This is a genomic window from Streptomyces sp. NPDC001137 (assembly GCF_040298885.1).
GTDB lineage: Bacteria > Actinomycetota > Actinomycetes > Streptomycetales > Streptomycetaceae > Streptomyces.
This window is the reverse complement of the sequence record NZ_JBEPBA010000009.1, coordinates 205,637-222,568: the sequence shown is the minus strand read 5'-3', so window position 1 is coordinate 222,568 and position 16,932 is coordinate 205,637. Positions and strand designations below refer to the sequence as shown.

The window sequence follows — 16,932 nt, the reverse complement described above, 5'->3', positions numbered from 1 at the left end:
GCCCGGCATGGGGGCCGCGAGGTGCCCTGGAGTGGCCGGGACGTGTGAGGCGTCGCAGCCTGGATACGCGGTGTGCACGGACACCACGACCCGTCCGGAAGACGCTCCTTGCCATGACCAGCGAAAAACCGCTCGACCCGCACTCGAAGATCACCCTCCGGGTCAACGGCAAACCCCATACCCTGCTCGTCGACCACCGGCGGGTCCTGCTGGACCTGCTCCGTGAGGACCTGGGCCTCACCGGGTCCAAGAAGGGCTGCGACCACGGCCAGTGCGGCGCCTGCACCGTCCTGGTGGACGGGCGCCGCGTCAACGGCTGTCTGCTGCTCGCCGTCACCCTCGACGGCAGCGAGGTCACCACCATCGAGGGCCTCGGCGGCGACGGCGAGGAACCGCACCCCCTCCAGCGGGCCTTCCTGGAACGCGACGCCTTCCAGTGCGGCTACTGCACACCCGGGCAGATCTGCTCCGCGGTGGGCATGATCGCCGAGGCCGCTGCCGGTCACCCGTCCCACGTCACCGACCCGGCGGAGCCCTCCGGCCGGCCCGTGCCGCTGGACGGGCCGGAGATCCGCGAGCGGCTCAGCGGCAACCTGTGCCGGTGCGGCGCCTATCCGCGCATCGTCGAGGCGGTGGAGGACGTGATCGGGTGAAAGGCTTCGGATACCTCAGGCCCACCGGCGTCGAGGAGGCAGTCGAGGCCTACGCGGCCCACCCTGGCGCCCACTACCTCGCCGGCGGCACCAACCTCGTCGACCTCATGAAACTCGGCGTGGAAACCCCTGGCGTCCTCATCGACGTCGGCCGGCTGCCGCTGGACTCGGTCGAGGAACTGCCGGACGGCGCGCTGCGCGTAGGCGCCACCGTCCGCAACAGCGATCTCGCCGCCCACCCGCTGGTCCGCGACCGCTACCCGGTACTGTCCCAGGCGCTCCTCGCGGGCGCCTCCGGACAGCTCCGCAACGCCGCGACGACCGGCGGCAACCTGCTCCAGCGCACCCGCTGCCCCTACTTCCAGGACCTCGGCAAACCCTGCAACAAGCGGCAGCCGGGCAGCGGCTGTGGTGCCCGCGACGGCCTGCACCGCGATCACGCCGTGCTGGGCCACTCCCCGCACTGCATCGCCACCCACCCCTCCGACATGGCCGTCGCCCTGGCGGCCCTCGACGCCCGGGTCGAGCTGTACGGCGCCGAGGGCGGGCGCAGCATCCCGGTGGCCGACTTCCACCGGTTGCCTGGGGTCCGTCCGGAGCGGGACACCGAGATCCGCCCCGGTGAGCTGATCACCGGCGTCCTGCTGCCGGCCGCCCGGGCCGGTGTGCCCTCCGCCTACCGCAAGGCCCGCGACCGTGCCTCGTACGCCTTCGCCCTGGCCTCCGTGGCCGTCGTCCTGCGGGTCGCGGACGGCGTCGTGGACCAGGTGGGGCTCGCCTTCGGCGGCCTCGCCCACCGGCCCTGGCGAGCCCACCACGCGGAGACGGCGCTGCTGGGCGCGGCGGCGACCCCCGAGGCCTTCGAGGGCGCCGTGGCCCTGGAACTGGACCGCGCCGAGCCGTTGCGCGACAACGCCTACAAGGTGCCCCTCGCCCGCAATCTCGCCCTGGACGTCCTGAACCGCCTCGCCCCCGCACCCGCGACGGCCTGACCTCTTCCGGACCCGGCCGACCCCAGGAGAACCGATGGCGAACGACCCACTGGAGCATGGTGGCCCGCTGCCCGGGACCGATCTGCCGCACGACGATCCGATGGCCGCCACCGGGCTGCCCCGGGACGATCCGCGGGCCGGCGCCGCTCTGCCGCACGACGACCTCGTCACCGGCGCCGTCTCCGCCGCCTCGGGTGAGTCCGGCGAGGGCCGGCAGCCCCGTACCGGCGCCCTGGAGCAGAATGCCCACCCCACCCCGCGCACCGGCACCGCCCTGGGGGCGCCCGCCGGGCGGCGGGAAGGGCGGGAGAAGGTCACCGGTAACGCCCGTTACGCCGCCGAGTACCCGGTGCCCGGCGGCGTCCACGCCTGGCCCGTGCCGGCGGCCGTGGCCCGGGGCCGGGTCACCGGCGTGGACACCTCGGCCGCGCTCGCGCTGCCCGGCGTCCTCGCCGTGCTGACCCCCGGCGACGCCCCGCGCCTCGGCGAGACGGACGACGCCACCCTCGCCGTCCTGCAGAACCGCCACGTGCCGCACCGGGGCTGGTGCGTCGCCCTGGCTGTCGCCGAGACCCTGGAGGCGGCCCGCGCCGCCGCCCGGGCCGTCCGCGTCGGCTACGCCACCGAGCACCACGACGTCGTACTCCGCCCCGACCACCCGGACGCCTACGAGCCCGAAGGGGGCGCTCAGCCGGTCCGCCTCGAACACGGGGACCCGTACGGCGCCTTCGCCGCCGCCGATGTCCGCCTGGACACCGAGTACCGGGTGCCGCCCCTGCACAACCACCCCATGGAACCGCACGCGAGCACCGCGCACTGGGACGGCGACCGGCTGACCGTGTACACCTCCAGCCAGGGCAGCACGACCGTCCAGTCCGTGCTCGCCGGTCTCTTCGACCTGCCCGAGGAGCACGTCACCGTGGTGGCCGAGCACGTCGGCGGCGGCTTCGGCTCCAAGGGCACCCCGCGCCCCGACGTCGTCCTCGCCGCCATGGCCGCACGGCACACCGGCCGGCCGGTCACGGTGGCCTACCCCCGCCGGTACATGCCCACCGTCGTCGGCCACCGGGCCCCCACCCTGCACCGGCTGCGCCTCGGCGCCACCGCCGAGGGACACCTCACCGCGGTGCTGCACGAGGTCACCACGCACACCTCGCACGTCAGGGAGTACGTGGAGCAGGCCGCGGTGCCGTCCCGCGTCATGTACGCCACCCAGCACCTGCTCAGCTCCCACCGGGTGGTGCCGCTGGACGTCCCCAGCCCGTCCTGGATGCGCGCCCCTGGCGAGGCCCCCGGCATGTACGCCCTGGAGTCGGCGGTCGACGAACTCGCCGGGGCCCTCGGCGTGGACCCCGTCGAGCTGCGGATCCGCAACGAGCCGGAGAGGGAACCCGGCAGCGGCAAGCCGTTCAGCAGCCGGCACCTCGCCGAGTGCCTGCGCGAGGGCGCCCGCCGCTTCGGCTGGGAGCGGCGCGACCCGCGCCCGCGCTCCCGGACCGAGGGCCCACTGCTCATCGGCACCGGAGTGGCCGCGGCGACCTACCCGGTCCTGATCCGGCCGTCGACCGCCACCGCCGAGGCCCTGCCCGACGGCACCTTCCTCATCAGGGTGAACGCGGCCGACATCGGGACCGGCGCGCGCACCGTCCTCGCCCAGGTCGCCGCCGACGCCCTCGGCGCGTCTCTGGACCGGGTGCGCACCGAGGTGGGCCGCAGCGACCTGCCCCCGGCGTCGCTGGCCGGCGACTCCTCCGGCACCGCCTCATGGGGCTGGGCCGTGCACGAGGCGTGCGCCGCCCTGGCGGCCCGGCTCGCCGAGCACCCGGGTCCGCTGCCCGCCGAGGGGCTCCTGGTCCGTTCCGACACCGCCGGCCGGGCGGACGCCGACTCCCCGTACGCCCGGCACGCCTTCGGCGCCCACTTCGCCGAGGTCGCCGTCGACACCGTCACCGGCGAGGTACGGGCCCGCAGGATGCTCGGCATCTTCGCCGCAGGGCGGATCCTCAACGCCCGCACCGCGCGCTCCCAGTTCGTCGGCGGCATGATCATGGGCCTGGGCATGGCCCTGACCGAGGGCAGCACCATGGACGCCCCGTTCGGCGACTTCACCGAGGCCGACCTCGCCTCCTACCACGTGCCCGCCCACGCCGACGTCCCCGGCATCGAGGCCGACTGGATCGAGGAGGACGACCCGCACCTCAACCCCATGGGCAGCAAGGGCATCGGCGAGATCGGCATCGTCGGGACCGCCGCCGCCCTCGGCAACGCCGTCCACCACGCCACCGGCATCCGGTTCCGCGAACTCCCCCTCACCCCGGACCGCGTCCTCACCGGCCTGCTGGCCGAACGGTGACGACCGCGACGAGGGACACCGGAAGGGGAACCGCCCGAGTGCCGGGACTGCTGTGGGAGTACGAGGGCTACGAGCCCGCCGAGGAACGCCTGCGGGAGTCTGTGCACCCTGGGCAACGGCTACTTGGGTGCGGCTCTTCCTCAGTGAGCTGGTGATGACGTGGCGTAGGTGGGCCTGGACGGCGGCGGTGTCGGGCTGTTCAAAGACTCTCGTTGACCATGCCCATGTGCGCGTCGAAGACGACCAGTTGGACGCCGGACAGGCCGCGGGCGATCAGTGAGCGCAGGAAGGCCACCAGCCGGCGCCGTCCTGGCGGTGGCCACGTCCAGGCCGAGGATCTCGCGGTGTCCGTCGGCGTTGACCGAGCAGGGTCGCAGCTCGTGGCCCATCCGGTGGTAGTCCCAAATCAGCGTTGCGTCGTCGAACTGCTCGTCGGCGATCTGGCGCTGCTGGTGCTCCGGCCGCTGGCACCCTCTGGCTCATCCTTGCTGGCCCGTCGGATGCCCTCAATATTGCGCAGCTGGTGGCTCAGCCCGTGCTGGCGGGCCACCTATGCCGCCTGATCGAGGACGGACAGCCCACATTCCGGGTCGCCGCATCCGACAGAAATGTGCCCTACGCAGTGTCCAACCGCACCCGCTGCATCGGGAAGTCCCGACCGTGCCGGTGGTACGCGCGACGTCGATGGAGTGCAGAGCCTGCTTCAGGTTGTCGGCACGGCGGTGGGCCAGGGCCAGCTTCTGGTGGGCGACCGACCAGTCCTCCATACGGAGCCCGGATACTTCTTCCCCGCGTGGGCAGCAACGTGGTACTCGATCGGCGTCACTGCAAAGAGGGGGACTCGGGTGGCGGACGATGACGACCCGCCGACGGGGTGGGACGAGGGCGAGCGCCGGATGTGGGAGGCCTACCGGCGCGGCGAGTGGTGCGAGGGTGTGCCGGAGGTACGGGGAGAGGCCGTGCGCGAGCTGTTGCTGATCACTCCGCCCCCGCGCTCGGGCCACCTCGCCCGGCTCCGGCTGCGCGGCGTGCGGATACGCGGGGAGCTGGACCTGTCCGAGGGCGTCGTACGCGGGGCCGTACGCCTGCGTCGGTGCCGGCTCGACGGGGCGCCGCGCCTGGACGGCGCACAGTTGGAGGCGCTCGAACTCGACGAGTGCCGGCTCCCCGGGCTGCGGGCGCACAGCGTGCGGGTCGCCCAGGAGTTCAAGGTCACCCGCTGCACGGCGAACGGGACACTGGACCTGCGCTCGCTGACCGTCGGCACCCATCTCTCCCTCGACGGCACCAAGGTCCGCCCCGGTCCCGGGGAAGCCGCCATCGACGCCCGGTCCGTCGCCGTGGACGAATCCCTGTCGGCGACCGGTCTGGAATGCGCAGGCACCTTCTACCTGACCAATGCCCGCGTGCAGGACCTGCTCATACTCCGGGGAGCGACGATCAGCACCCCCAGGGGAAATCTCCAGATGTCCGAACTCACCGTCGGCGGCGGCCTGTACATGGGTCGCGGCTTCTCCTGCGCCGGAACCGTCAACCTCTGCGGGGCCTCGATCGGGGCGTCCCTGGAGCTCCTCGACGCGACCCTCACGGGCCCGGGCTTGGACGCGGGCGAGTACGCCCTTCATCTGGGCTGCGCCCAGGTCGGAGGCGATATCCAGGCCGAGCGGGGGCTCGTCGTCGACGGACCGATCACCCTCGCAGACACCTCGATACGCGGCAGCGTCGTCCTCAAGGGCGCCCGCCTGAACCACCCTTCGGGTACGGCGCTCACGGCGGCCCGCGCACACATAGGCGGCGACCTCGACTGCCGGGACGGCCTCTCCGCGCACGGCACCGTCGACCTGTGCGACGCTCGGATCGGCGGCTCGCTCCTGCTGGACGGGGCCGAACTGACGGCACCCGCAGACGACTCGAGCGCCCTGAGCGCCAATGGGATCGACGTGGGCGGGGTGGCACACTTCGGCCGCGGCCTCACAGCTCACGGCAGGATCGGCATCAGTATGCCACCGTCCGCAGTTACGTGTCCTTCCACGGCGCGATCCTGGACGCGGCCGGAGCAGAGGAGGCCCTCGCCTGCCGGGGCACGACGGCGGCCCAACTCTCCCTGCAGTTCGCGGAGTCGCCCAAGGGACACGTTGCCCTCAGCCGAACCAAAGTGATGCTGATCCGGGACAGCCCTGCCCACTGGCCGACATCCCTCAGAGTGGACGGCACCGTGTACGACATGCTGCGTCCCACCCTGCCCGCCGCAGAACGCCTCCCCTGGTTGATGCGGGACCCGGAGGGTTTCAAGCCCCAGCCCTACGAGCAACTGGCCGGCGTCTACCAACGCCACGGCCGGGACGCCGACGCCCGGACCGTCCTGGTCGCCAAGCAGCGCAGCCTGCGGCCGACCCTCGCCTCCCCCGCCCGGCTGTGGAGCCTGCTGCAGGACGCAGCGGTCGGCTACGGATACCGCCCGCTGCGGGCCGTATGGCTGTTGCTGTGCCTGCTGGCCGCCGGCTCGGCACTTTTCGGGACCTGGCACCCCGAACCCGTGGGCGGCGGACCGTACCCGCGCTTCCAGCCGGTCATCTACACCCTCGATCTCCTACTGCCGCTGGTCGACCTCGGCCAGGAGCGGGCATACGAGCCGTCCGGCGCCATGCAGTGGGTGGGGATCGTCCTCATCGGCACCGGCTGGCTACTGGCCACCACCGTCGCGGCCGGCGCAGGTCGAGTCCTACGGAGAACCTGACTCGATGGTCACCACACTTCCATGATGACTGCGGCGCATGGCCAATCCGGCCACACACTCCCGGCAAAGCTCCACCATGTCGGCGCCTAGAACTTCTCACGAAACGCGTGGCGGGGAACGTCAGTCTCGTTGGTCATGAGTCAAAGTGGTTCGCAGGCGGCGGCATTCTTCCGAGACGTTCGCCAGAACCAAGTCGTCTGGTTTGTCCAGGATGATGACGGAAGCCCAACTTCCCTCTCCTGGACGGCACGCGAAGTCTTCCCTTCTGGTCGACCTGGGCCCGCGCCCAGAGGGCAGCGAAGATCTGAGGACAGGGGCTCAACCGATTGGCGGCTGGGTCCGAGGGGAACCGAATCACCGCCTCGGGTCGGCGTGCGGCGAGACACGCGGAGTCGTCGGCTTGCCGGGCTCGGACTCGGCATCGCCGAGGTAGTAGACAGCTCCGGATTCACGACGCTGTGTGCTCACGATCACCCAGCCCACGATCTGCCCCCGTGCGTCGCGAACTTGCCAGGGATCCAGACCGGCCCCCCAGAACACCTGCTGGTCGCTGCGTTCTCCGGGGGCGAGTCGGCCGCTCATGTCATGGCAGTCACGTCCACGGCTGTCACCGCACTCGAACAGGACAGCTGGGGAGCCGGTGTCATTGACGAAGGCGACGGAACTGAAGTTGGTGGGGTCCGTGGGATCCATGGTCGCCGGATCGCAAGCACTCAGAACTCCCACGACCAGCGCGGCGACCGGCCAGGCTCCGTGCCGACGAGTACCCAAGTCGAACCTCCCGTTCGGCGACGAGAGCCTACCGAGGGCGAATGTTGCCTGATGCTGTATCGGCGGATCATGCTGCCCTGCTCCTTGTGGCCGACGTGGTCGGTGCCGTCGAGCGTGGCCCGTACGGCCGATCGATGTGATCACTCGATCGTGAGTTCTTCCGTGTTCGCGCCCGGGGGACGCGATGCTCGAACGGACGGCCTGTGACCGGTGCCGCCGGGATGTGCTGTGGGTGGGGGAAAGCATGACGCGAGAAGTGGGACGGCGTGCGGGCTTGGACGAGCAGGCCGTGCTGCTGGTGGCCGGGCTGGCCGATCTGGCGGTGAGCACGCTGGGTTCGGCCGTGGGGACGGTGCGGGGGTTGCTGCGCCGCTCGGACGCTGCTGAGCTGGCGGCGCAGGCCGAGCACGACCTCGCGGCACGTGGGCGCCTGGTGTTGGACCGGTACGCGGCCGTCCCGCCAGCCCACCTGGAGGTCCTGGCTCGGCACGCCCTGGCTCGGAAGACCGCTGCTGATGACTGACCGGTGGGAGCAGGCCGCGTTCAAGATCCGTGTCGACGAGGTGGTGCGCCGGTTCGTCGCCCAGGAGGCCGATCTGTTCGCCGCGATCGATCCGCTGCTTGCCCCGGTGGCCGAGGAGTTGGAGGCCGCGGCCGCGGACGGTAAACGGCTGCGGGCGGCGTTTTGCTACTGGGGCTGGCGCGCGGTGGGACAGCCGGACAGCGCCGCGCTGGTGCGGGCGGCGGCGTCCATGGAGCTGGTGCACGCCGCCGCAGTCGTGCATGACGACCTCATCGACGACAGCCCGCTGCGGCACGGGCGACCCACGACTCATGTCACCCTGCGCGGCGCCGTGCGAGGTCGTCCGCGCACCGATGCCGCCGCCAGGTCGCTCGCGATGCTGGTGGGTGACCTACTGATGGCACTGGCTGGGCAGTTGTTCGCCACCAGCGGCCTGCCCGCCGCGTACCTCGCCCGCGCCCGCCCTCTGTGGTCGGTGATGGCCCGCGAACTGGTCGCGGGCGAGTGCCTGGAGATCCTGCGCACCGGAGCCGGTCCGACACCGAGGCGTCACTGAAGGTGATCCGCTACAAGACCGCCAAATACACCGTCGAGCAGCCGCTGCTGATCGGTGGTGCTCCGGCCGGGGCCGGCGCGCGGCTGCGTGAGGGCTACTCCGCGTACGGGCTGCCGCTGGGCGAGGCGTTCCAGTTGCGGGACGACCTGCTCGGCCTGTTCGGAGACCCGGAACGCACCGGCAAGGCCAACGCCGACGACGTACGCGGCCACCGCCCCACCGCGCTGCTGGCAGAGACCTGGCGCCTCGCCGGCGCCGACGACCGCGAGAGACTGCACGCCCTGCTGGGCCGTCGCCGTCTGGACGCGGATGCTCTGAACGCGGTCCGTGAGGTGATGCGCCGACTGAAGGCACCCGACCGCGTCGAGGAAATGATCAGCGCACGGGTCGAGGAGGCGCTCGGCGCGCTTCACGAGCTGGATGCCCCCACTCACGCCGGCGCTGCCCTGACCGCGCTGGCGCAGTCGGCGGCGGACCGTCTCTCTTGACCCTTTGCACCCGGTGTGGCGCAACCCTGCTGCCATGTCCGGCCGCTGCCGTCTCCGGCCGCTCATGGACGATCCCGTGGAAGACAAGGAGCCCCGCCATGACATACACCGAGGCATCGATGGACGCCCTGCGGCAGGTCGGTGACGAACTCGCCGACGCCACCGTCGCCGCACTGTTCGAACGTGGCCAGGTAGGCACGTTCAACACCCTGATGCGCTACGTCTCCACCGCCGGCGCTCCCCTTCCAGAGGGTCTGCCGGACGTGGCGCGCGAGTACCTTGAGGCCACCCGAATCCCGCCGCCCTGGGTGGACTGGTCGGAAATGGAGAAGGCCCGGCTGTTCTTCATCGACAACAACGTGCACATCTCCACCGCGCTGTCCTTCGCCTCCATGCCCGCCTGCTACGTCGTACCGCATGTGGCGAAACTGCTGTCGGCCACCCACGGGCTCAAGTACCCCTCCAAACGCATGGCGGAGACGGGCCAGTTCACCGTCTACCTGATGCAGCCCGACGCCTTTGAAGCCGGCAGCCGCTTCATCCCCGCCGTTCAGAAGGTCCGCCTCCTGCACGCCTCCATCCGCCACCACCTGGGGCGCGAGAACCGCTGGGACACCGACGCTCTGGGAGTGCCGATCTGTCAGGAGGACATGATCGGCGGGCAGATGTTCTTCTCCCTGCTCGTGCTGGACAGCCTGCACCGCCTCGGCATCCACATGTCGCAGGAAGGGGCGGAAGCCTACTACTACGCGTGGCAAGTGGTCGGTGCGATGCTTGGCATCGACCAGGACGCGGCCCCCAAGACGCTCGACGAGGCCCGCCGTTTCCTGGACCTGTACATGATCCGGCACATGGGGCCTTCCGAAGAGGGCGCGCATCTGACCCGGCAGCTCATCGACCTCTACGAGGAGATCGTGCCCGGCACCTTCTTCGACCCGATCGTCTCCGCTCTCATCCGCTACCTCATCGGCGACACCTGCGCCGACTGGCTCGACGTGCCGCACACCCCGTGGGACACCGTCGTCAAGGCCGTGCCCCATCTCCTCGGCGTCCTGGAGATCATCGAGGACCGCTCCCCCCTCGGGGCCTGGGCCCTGGACCGTCTCGGCCACCTTACGACTGTCTTCGAGCTGTCCTCTCTCACCCGCGGACGCGTCATGCACTACGCCATCCCCGAGCAGCTCAAGAAGGACTACGGCATCTCCAGCGCGATGCCCCGCACCCGCCGGTGGACCCCACCAGCCGCCACAGTCTCCTGACCGCCACGTCGCTCGAACTCCCTGCGTTGTTCTGCGGGAGGCGGTGAGCCGACGAGGGTGAGGCTGCAGAGGAAGCAGCTCGCTGACCTTCGGCCGCTGGAGGGGTGGAGGCGGCTGGAGGTGTCCGGGTCCTCCTCGAAGACGACCGGGTCCTCGACCCCGGCCTCGTCCAGGACGGGGTTCTGACGGTCGGTCGACTGCCGGTCGTCGACACCCGCTTGTGGACGAGATTGGCCGCGTTGTCCCTCGCTTCTGGCCTTCATCGGACGCCAGGTGTCATCCAACCCCGTCTTCAACCGCCGTCGGATCTCATTGGATCTGAGTTGCCATCAAGCCCGGAACGCCAGGGTTCATTGGACGCGCGCGGCGCCCGTCGTTATGCGATCGCTTGCGAATACCATCCAGCCGGGCGAGAAGACCGGTGTGGCTGTCCTCTGGCACTGAACGTTGACCGTTTGTCACTGATCCGTGAGCAGCCGTCTCGGGACACTGAGTGTTGGCCCCGCTGGCTAGGGAGGGCCGACCGCCTGCCCCGATCAGGCGACCCGCCAGTGACGACCTGACCGTGAGGCAGTTGAACTCGGGAACGAAACCCCCTGCTCCGCTCAGCCAGAAAGCGATCCTCATGCGACGCGTTCTCACCACAGTCACTGCGCTTGCCGCAGTCACAGGCGCCGCCTTCTCCGCACCTGGCGCGGAGGCGGCGGCACCTCGTCAGCCCGGGCCGGGGCAGGTCAGCTTCTGGTCGGACCCCAACGAGCAGGGCACCAAGTGGACCTACACGGCGCCTGGCTACCAAGAGGCATCGCCGTACGTGAAGCGGCACGCCTATTCATTCAGCTCCAACACCAGCGTCAGCGTGTTCGCCATCAGCCACCGTGCGGACGGCACCTGCCTGTACCGCGAGATCCGGCCCGACGATGTCGAGAACAACTGGACGAGTTGGGCCACCAAATTCGACGGGGTGAGCGACAGCAATATGGGGTGTTCCCCGGCCTGAGGTCGTCACACGAACAGCACGCCGGTCCGCTCCCGAGTCGGAGCCGGCCCGGCTTGTCGCACCCCACCGGAAGGCAGACGCTTATGAGGCAGTCCCGGTGTCTCCGGTTCGCGTGTGAGTGGTCAGGCCGGTCAGGACCAGGCTGAGCCAGCGGGCACGGGCGGCGGGTGGCTGGTCGGTGGGGGCCGTGCTGAAGAGCAGGTAGATGTCGTCGACAGTGACGTCCTGGTGGATGTCTCCGTCGGCCTGTCCCGCCTGGATCAGCGCGGCCAGTGCGGCGCCGGCGCGGGCTTCGGCATCCCGGTCCACGGGGTCGGCACCGAGGGCGCGGGCAGCTGCCTTGACGGCGTGGTTGACGGCGATCGCCTCGGTGACGCGGGCAAGGAAGTCGGTGATCTCGTCGACGGCGCGGGCGCCGGTGGCGAGGCGTTCACGGGCGGCCTCGGCGGCCTCGGCCACGTGCGTGGTGTATTCGGCGACCACTGCGGCGACCAGGTCGGTCTTGGTGGGGAAGTGCCGGTACAGGGTGCCCACGGCCACGCCCGCCGCGGCGGCGATCTCGTCCATGCCCGTGTCGGGGCCGTGCAGGGTGATCTGTTCGCGGGCGGCGTCGAGGATCTTCTTGCGGTTGCGGACCGCGTCGGCGCGCGGTGCTCGGGTCTGGGCCATGGGCTCTCCTGCGGTGGGCATCTCGGCTTGCATTAACGTGAACCAGGGTTCATGATGGATGGTGAACCGAAGTTCATCTTACTCCGACAGGAAGTCCCCATGACCGCCAAGACCGCTCTCGTCACCGGTGCCTCGTCCGGCATCGGCGAGGCCACCGCCCTCAAGCTCCAGTCCCTGGGGTACACCGTCTACGGCGCCGCCCGCCGCACCGACCGCCTGCAGCAGCTGGCCGACCGCGGCATCCGCCCGCTGGCCATGGACGTCACCGACGACGCCTCCATGCGCGCCGGCATCGACCGCATCGTCGCCGAGACCGGCCGCATCGACGTGCTGGTCAACAACGCCGGCTACGGCTCCTATGGCGCCATCGAGGACGTCCCGATGGACGAGGCCCGCCGACAGTTCGAGGTCAACGTCTTCGGCGCCATGCGCCTGGCCCAGCTCGCCCTGCCGCACATGCGCGCCCAGCACTCCGGCACGATCGTCAACATCACCTCCATGGGTGGCAAGATCTACACCCCGCTCGGCGGCTGGTACCACGGCACCAAGTTCGCCCTCGAGGCCCTCAGCGACTGCCTGCGCCTGGAGGCCAAGCCCTTCGGCATCGACGTCGTCGTCATCGAGCCCGGCGGCATCGCCACCGAATGGGGCGGCATCGCCGCCGACCAGCTGGAGAAGTCCTCCGCCGCCGGTGCCTACGCCAAGCAGGCCGACGCCGTCGCCTCCTCACTGCGCTCCGAGGCCAACGCCAAGCGCAACTCCCCGCCCCAGGTGATCGCCGACGCGATCGGCAAGGCCGTCACCGCCCGCCGTCCCAAGCCCCGCTACGCCACCGGCTTCGGCGCCCGCCCGCTCATCGCCCTGCGCCGCATCGTGTCCGACCGCGCCTTCGACACGGTCATCTCCCGCGCCACCGGCCTGCCCACCTGACCCTCACCGGGCCCGCCTTCGCCAACAGCCCTGCGCCGCGGTCACCATGGCGCGGGACGAACCGAACCTCATGTCTTCACCGCAGGCCGTACCGTGCCTTCACCGGTTTCCCCGGCGGCAGCCGTCGTCCTGCCGCAGCGCCTCCGCCCTCATCTGCACCGCGGCCCGCCCGTCCCCGGCCGCGTGCTGAATCGCCGGCCCCCTGCCCCTGGCCCTGCCTGCGACGCCGGACACCTCGCGTCCCACCGATACAGACCTGGTCGAGGCAGCCGTCCGGGCCCCGCAGGCACCTCCTGCTCCTAGCAGCCCGCCGCCTTCCTGCTACGCACGTCACCTCAGACCGGGGCCGCTCATGAGCGGGGGCGGTCCCGCCGCGCCGGATCCGTGGGGACGGGACCGGCGCGCCGCCCGGGCCCGGCGGCAGGATCCTCCCCCGGTCCGCCGCCAGGCCCGGGCCCCTCCTTCTTCCTTCTCCCTCCGTCACGAAGTCCCGAAGTGGGTACCCCCATGTCCGCAACAGCTCCCAAAACCTCCGCCGCCCCGAGCGGTGAAGCCAACCGCTGGAGGGCGCTCGTCTTCATCGCGCTCGCCCAGCTCATGGTCGTGCTCGACGCGACCATCGTGAACATCGCCCTGCCCTCCGCCCAGGCCGACCTGGGCATCTCCGACGGCAACCGGCAGTGGGTCGTCACCGCCTACGCCCTCGCCTTTGGCGGTCTGCTCCTGTTCGGCGGCCGCATCGCCGACCTGTGGGGCCGCAGGCGCGCCTTCCTCATCGGCCTCATCGGCTTCGGCGCCGCCTCCGCACTCGGCGGCGTGGCCACCACCGGCGCGACGATGTTCGGCGCCCGCGCCCTGCAGGGCCTGTTCGGCGCGGTCCTCGCCCCCGCCGCGCTGTCCCTGCTCGCCGTGATGTTCACCGACGCCAAGGAACGCGCCCGGGCGTTCGGCATCTACGGCGCAATCTCCGGAGGCGGGGGCGCCGTCGGCCTGATCCTCGGCGGCTTCCTCACCGAATACCTCGACTGGCGCTGGACGTTCTTCGTGAACATCCCGTTCGCCCTCATCGCCGCGGCCGGCACCTGGCTCGTCATCCGCGAGCCTGAAGGCGGCCGCAACCGCTCCCCCCCCTCGACATCCCCGGCGTGCTCCTGTCCGCCCTCGGACTGGTCTCCCTGGTCTACGGCTTCACCCGTGCCGAGTCCGACGGCTGGAGCGACGCCCTGACCATCGGCCTGTTCATCGCCTCGGCAGTCCTGCTGCTCGCCTTCGTCGTCACCGAGTCCCGCGTCAAGGCCCCGCTGCTGCCCCTGCGCGTGATCACCGAACGCAACCGCGGCGGCGTCTACCTCTCCCTCGGCCTCGCCATCATCGCCATGTTCGGCATGTTCCTCTTCCTCACCTACTACCTGCAGGTCGTCAAGGGATACAGCCCGGTCAAAACCGGCTTCGCGTTCCTGCCGTTGATCGCAGGCATGATCGCAGGCTCCACCCAGATCGGCGCCCGCCTCATGCCCCGCATCGCGCCGCGCCTGCTGATGGGCCCCGGCTTCCTGACCGCGGCGGCAGGCATGCTCCTGCTCACCCAGCTGGAGACCGGCTCCTCCTACACCGGGCTGCTCCTGCCCGCGCAGCTGCTCCTCGGCCTGGGCATCGGAACGGCGTTCATGCCGGCCATGTCCCTGGACACGTACGGCGTCCAGGCCCGCGACGCCGGCGTCGCCTCCGCCATGGTCAACACCTCCCAGCAGGTCGGCGGCGCTATCGGCACCGCCCTGCTCAACACCATCGCCGCCTCTGCGACCACCGCCTACGTCAAGGACCACATGCAGGCCGCCACCACCAAGCCCCAGCAACAACTCGTCCAACTGCAGGCCATGGTGCACGGCTACGCCAACGCCATCTGGTTCGCCGTAGGCATCCTGATCGCCGCCGCCGCACTCGCCCTGACCCTCGTCAACGTGAGCCGATCGGCAACCGACTCGACCACAGACGACGCCGAGTCACACATGCCAGTGATCACACACTGACAGGCTCCCTCGCCCGCGTACGTCGGCCCGGCCGCCACCCAGCCCGTGCTCCGCGCTCGCATTGCGCCAGCAGCCTTGCGGGACGCGGAGCCGCTCCCGTCTGCCGCCGTGGCATCATCCACCGGCCAACCCGGTTCGCCCGATCCGGCGATGGCACCACACATGTCGCATCCGCTGCCGACGACGCTGGCGCTGAGCTGCATCAAGACAACGCGCTTGAGCTCCTGGGACTCGTTCTCGGGAGGGTGTGGCTCTGCGGCGGGTTGCTGCACGACTCGCCGCAGAAGTTGTCGGTGTGGGCATTTCCTGTGGTGATGCCGTCCGGGCAGAGGCACTGGACGGTTCTCGATGCGGCCCGGGAAGCCAACCGGCCAGCTGACCAGGGCCCTGAACCAGAGCGCGTGCCCTGGCCGTCAGCCGGACGCCACTTCCGAGATCAGCACCCGCACGCGGGTCTCGATCGCGTCGCGGATGGGGCGTACGGCCTCAACGCCCTGCCCGGCCGGGTCGTCGAGCTGCCAGTCGAGGTACCGCTTGCCGGGGAAGACGGGGCAGGTGTCGCCGCACCCCATGGTGATCACGACGTCGGAAGCCTGGACGGCCTCCACCGTGAGGATCTTCGGGGTCTCGGCGGAGATGTCGATGCCGACCTCCTTCATCGCCTCCACGACGGCCGGGTTGACGGCGTCCGCGGGAGCCGAGCCGGCGGAGCGAACCTCGATGCGGTCGCCCGCGAGGTGGGTGACGAAGGCGGCGGCCATCTGGGAGCGGCCGGCGTTGTGGACGCAGACGAACAGCACCGACGGACGCGGCGCGGCGGAAGAGCTCATGAGCGGGGGCTTTCTCGGGAGAACGGATCGGTCAGGAGACGGCGGGTTCCGGCTGGCCGTGCGCAACGACGACTTCATCTCGGACGGGAGCAGGACGGCCGTAGACCACAGCGACGGCCCCCAGCCCGAACACGGCTCCCAGCAGCTGGGCCGCGATGAACGGGGCGACGGAAGCAGGGGCGATGCCGGCGAAGGTGTCGGTGAACGCCCTGCCGATGGTCACCGCAGGGTTCGCGAAGGACGTGGAGGAGGTGAACCAGTACGCGGCCCCGATGTAGGAGGCCACCGCGGCCGGGGCGAGCGCGGCGCGCCCGATCCGGCCCAGGCCGAAGATCAGGAGGATCAGCCCTGCCGTCGCGACGACCTCGGCCAGCAGCAGGTGACCGGCAAACCGGTCGTGGGCAGAGAACTTGACCAACGGCTGGGCGAACATCGCGTCGGCCAGAATCGTGCCGCCGATGGCGCCGGCGGTCTGGGCGGTCACGTATGCGGCGGCGTCCCGCAGGGCCAGGCCGTCCGGATCACGACGGCCGGTGAACCAGGCGACGAGCGTGACAACCGGGTTGAAGTGCGCGCCGGAGACGGGCCCGAGCAACAGGATGAGCACGCCCAGGCCGAAGACCGTGGCGAGGGAGTTGGCGAGCAGTTGCACGCCGACGTCGTGCGACAGCTCGGTGGCCTGGATGCCGGAGCCGACCACCACCGCCACCAGCAGTCCGGTGCCGATCGCCTCGGCGGCGACGCGGCGGCCGAGGGAGGCGTTCACGCGGTGGCTCCGGCGGGCTGCGGGGTGGTCAGGAACGCGGCGAGCTTGTCCAGGACGCCGGGCAGCACCCAGTAGTAGACCCAGGTCCCGCGGCGCTCGCAGTCGATCAGGCCGGCCTGGCGCAGGAGCTTGAGGTGGTGGGAGATCGTCGGCTGGGACAGGTCGAAAGCCGGGGTCAGCTCGCACACGCACACCTCCCCGCCCACTCCGCGGGAGGCGATCATCGACATCAGGCGCAGCCGGACCGGATCGCCCAGGGCCTTGAAGACTCTCGCCAGATCAGCGGCCTGGTCCTCGTCCAGGGGCGCGGCGGACAGGCCCGCGCAGCAGGCGGCGTCCTGGCCGACCCCCTCAAGCTCTTGTTTCGACATGCCT

General features: G+C 70.8%; 14 protein-coding genes and 4 pseudogenes. 11 read left to right on the top strand and 7 right to left on the bottom strand.

Translation table 11 applies throughout. The features are described from left to right. The first annotated feature begins 113 nt into the window (after positions 1-113). The 3 genes from ABT254_RS20190 to ABT254_RS20180 are packed head-to-tail and all read left to right on the top strand — an operon-like array spanning position 114 to position 3,998. A complete protein-coding gene (locus ABT254_RS20190) occupies positions 114-653 on the top strand; it encodes a (2Fe-2S)-binding protein (RefSeq protein ID WP_351471658.1) in 540 nt (179 codons plus the stop codon). Then, the gene (locus tag ABT254_RS20185; RefSeq protein ID WP_351471655.1) at positions 650-1,645 is read left to right on the top strand and encodes an FAD binding domain-containing protein; all 996 of its coding nucleotides are present in this window, start codon (positions 650-652) and stop codon (positions 1,643-1,645) included. The genes ABT254_RS20190 and ABT254_RS20185 overlap by 4 nt, the downstream gene beginning before the upstream one ends. Before the next feature lie 34 nt (positions 1,646-1,679). Continuing rightward, complete coding sequence (locus ABT254_RS20180; protein ID WP_351471652.1) at positions 1,680-3,998, top strand: xanthine dehydrogenase family protein molybdopterin-binding subunit; 2,319 nt, start codon at positions 1,680-1,682, stop codon at positions 3,996-3,998. 214 nt (positions 3,999-4,212) lie between these two features. Here ABT254_RS20180 and ABT254_RS20175 read toward each other — a convergent pair. Beyond that, positions 4,213-4,366: pseudogene (locus tag ABT254_RS20175) on the bottom strand (transposase); the annotation flags it as partial. Positions 4,367-4,404: 38 nt separating this feature from the next. Further along, a pseudogene (locus tag ABT254_RS20170) lies at positions 4,405-4,762 on the bottom strand (hypothetical protein); the annotation flags it as partial. An 81-nt stretch (positions 4,763-4,843) separates the two neighbouring features. On the opposite strand from ABT254_RS20170, the gene ABT254_RS20165 reads away from it, so the two are divergent. Both ABT254_RS20165 and ABT254_RS20160 read left to right on the top strand, forming a co-directional pair. Further along, on the top strand, positions 4,844-6,157 hold the full coding sequence (locus ABT254_RS20165) for a hypothetical protein (RefSeq protein WP_351471649.1): 1,314 nt from the start codon (positions 4,844-4,846) through the stop codon (positions 6,155-6,157). Positions 6,158-6,222: 65 nt separating this feature from the next. Continuing rightward, the gene (locus ABT254_RS20160) at positions 6,223-6,735 is read left to right on the top strand and encodes a hypothetical protein (protein ID WP_351471646.1); all 513 of its coding nucleotides are present in this window, start codon (positions 6,223-6,225) and stop codon (positions 6,733-6,735) included. 354 nt (positions 6,736-7,089) lie between these two features. Here the strand turns inward: ABT254_RS20160 and ABT254_RS20155 are convergent, their stop codons facing one another. Continuing rightward, the gene (locus ABT254_RS20155; RefSeq protein ID WP_351471644.1) at positions 7,090-7,428 is read right to left on the bottom strand and encodes a hypothetical protein; all 339 of its coding nucleotides are present in this window, start codon (positions 7,426-7,428) and stop codon (positions 7,090-7,092) included. 322 nt (positions 7,429-7,750) lie between these two features. Here ABT254_RS20155 and ABT254_RS20150 point away from each other — a divergent pair, with 322 nt between their 5' ends. The 4 genes and pseudogenes from ABT254_RS20150 to ABT254_RS20135 all read left to right on the top strand — a co-directional run bounded on the left by ABT254_RS20150 (position 7,751) and on the right by ABT254_RS20135 (position 11,332). Beyond that, positions 7,751-8,029: a polyprenyl synthetase gene (locus ABT254_RS20150; RefSeq protein ID WP_351471642.1), complete on the top strand. Its 279-nt coding sequence runs from the start codon at positions 7,751-7,753 to the stop codon at positions 8,027-8,029. After that, positions 8,022-9,073, top strand: a pseudogene (locus ABT254_RS20145) (polyprenyl synthetase family protein). The gene ABT254_RS20150 and the pseudogene ABT254_RS20145 overlap by 8 nt, the downstream one beginning before the upstream one ends. A 98-nt stretch (positions 9,074-9,171) precedes the next feature. Continuing rightward, a complete protein-coding gene (locus ABT254_RS20140; protein ID WP_351471639.1) occupies positions 9,172-10,332 on the top strand; it encodes an oxygenase MpaB family protein in 1,161 nt (386 codons plus the stop codon). Between the two features lie 565 nt (positions 10,333-10,897). After that, on the top strand, positions 10,898-11,332 hold the full coding sequence (locus tag ABT254_RS20135; RefSeq protein ID WP_351471636.1) for a hypothetical protein: 435 nt from the start codon (positions 10,898-10,900) through the stop codon (positions 11,330-11,332). A gap of 81 nt (positions 11,333-11,413) precedes the next feature. Here the strand turns inward: ABT254_RS20135 and ABT254_RS20130 are convergent, their stop codons facing one another. After that, entirely contained in the window at positions 11,414-12,001 is a 588-nt protein-coding gene (locus tag ABT254_RS20130) for a TetR/AcrR family transcriptional regulator (protein ID WP_351471633.1), read from the bottom strand. Positions 12,002-12,100: 99 nt separating this feature from the next. Between ABT254_RS20130 and ABT254_RS20125 the strand changes: the two genes are divergently transcribed. Further along, the gene (locus ABT254_RS20125) at positions 12,101-12,931 is read left to right on the top strand and encodes an oxidoreductase (protein WP_351471629.1); all 831 of its coding nucleotides are present in this window, start codon (positions 12,101-12,103) and stop codon (positions 12,929-12,931) included. Positions 12,932-13,438: 507 nt separating this feature from the next. Then, positions 13,439-14,961: pseudogene (locus ABT254_RS20120) on the top strand (MFS transporter). 413 nt (positions 14,962-15,374) lie between these two features. On the opposite strand, the gene ABT254_RS20115 reads toward ABT254_RS20120, so the two are convergent. Genes ABT254_RS20115 through ABT254_RS20105 form a run of 3 tightly spaced genes read right to left on the bottom strand, consistent with a single transcriptional unit; the run spans position 15,375 to position 16,928 of the window. After that, positions 15,375-15,791: an arsenate reductase ArsC gene (locus tag ABT254_RS20115; protein WP_351471626.1), complete on the bottom strand. Its 417-nt coding sequence runs from the start codon at positions 15,789-15,791 to the stop codon at positions 15,375-15,377. Positions 15,792-15,822: 31 nt separating this feature from the next. Beyond that, positions 15,823-16,557: an aquaporin gene (locus ABT254_RS20110; protein WP_351471623.1), complete on the bottom strand. Its 735-nt coding sequence runs from the start codon at positions 16,555-16,557 to the stop codon at positions 15,823-15,825. Further along, the gene (locus tag ABT254_RS20105; RefSeq protein WP_351471620.1) at positions 16,554-16,928 is read right to left on the bottom strand and encodes an ArsR/SmtB family transcription factor; all 375 of its coding nucleotides are present in this window, start codon (positions 16,926-16,928) and stop codon (positions 16,554-16,556) included. The genes ABT254_RS20110 and ABT254_RS20105 overlap by 4 nt, the downstream gene beginning before the upstream one ends. Positions 16,929-16,932 lie beyond the last annotated feature (4 nt).

Excerpts from the sequence above, each read along its gene's own strand:
- ABT254_RS20190 (WP_351471658.1), top strand. The coding sequence starts at position 114 with ATGACCAGCGAAAAACCGCTCGACCCGCACTCGAAGATCACCCTCCGG.
- ABT254_RS20155 (WP_351471644.1), bottom strand. The coding sequence starts at position 7,428 with ATGGATCCCACGGACCCCACCAACTTCAGTTCCGTCGCCTTCGTCAAT.
- ABT254_RS20125 (WP_351471629.1), top strand. The coding sequence starts at position 12,101 with ATGACCGCCAAGACCGCTCTCGTCACCGGTGCCTCGTCCGGCATCGGC.
- ABT254_RS20130 (WP_351471633.1), bottom strand. The coding sequence starts at position 12,001 with ATGGCCCAGACCCGAGCACCGCGCGCCGACGCGGTCCGCAACCGCAAG.
- ABT254_RS20180 (WP_351471652.1), top strand. The coding sequence starts at position 1,680 with ATGGCGAACGACCCACTGGAGCATGGTGGCCCGCTGCCCGGGACCGAT.
- ABT254_RS20160 (WP_351471646.1), top strand. The coding sequence starts at position 6,223 with ATGCTGCGTCCCACCCTGCCCGCCGCAGAACGCCTCCCCTGGTTGATG.
- ABT254_RS20150 (WP_351471642.1), top strand. The coding sequence starts at position 7,751 with ATGACGCGAGAAGTGGGACGGCGTGCGGGCTTGGACGAGCAGGCCGTG.
- ABT254_RS20115 (WP_351471626.1), bottom strand. The coding sequence starts at position 15,791 with ATGAGCTCTTCCGCCGCGCCGCGTCCGTCGGTGCTGTTCGTCTGCGTC.
- ABT254_RS20105 (WP_351471620.1), bottom strand. The coding sequence starts at position 16,928 with ATGTCGAAACAAGAGCTTGAGGGGGTCGGCCAGGACGCCGCCTGCTGC.
- ABT254_RS20140 (WP_351471639.1), top strand. The coding sequence starts at position 9,172 with ATGACATACACCGAGGCATCGATGGACGCCCTGCGGCAGGTCGGTGAC.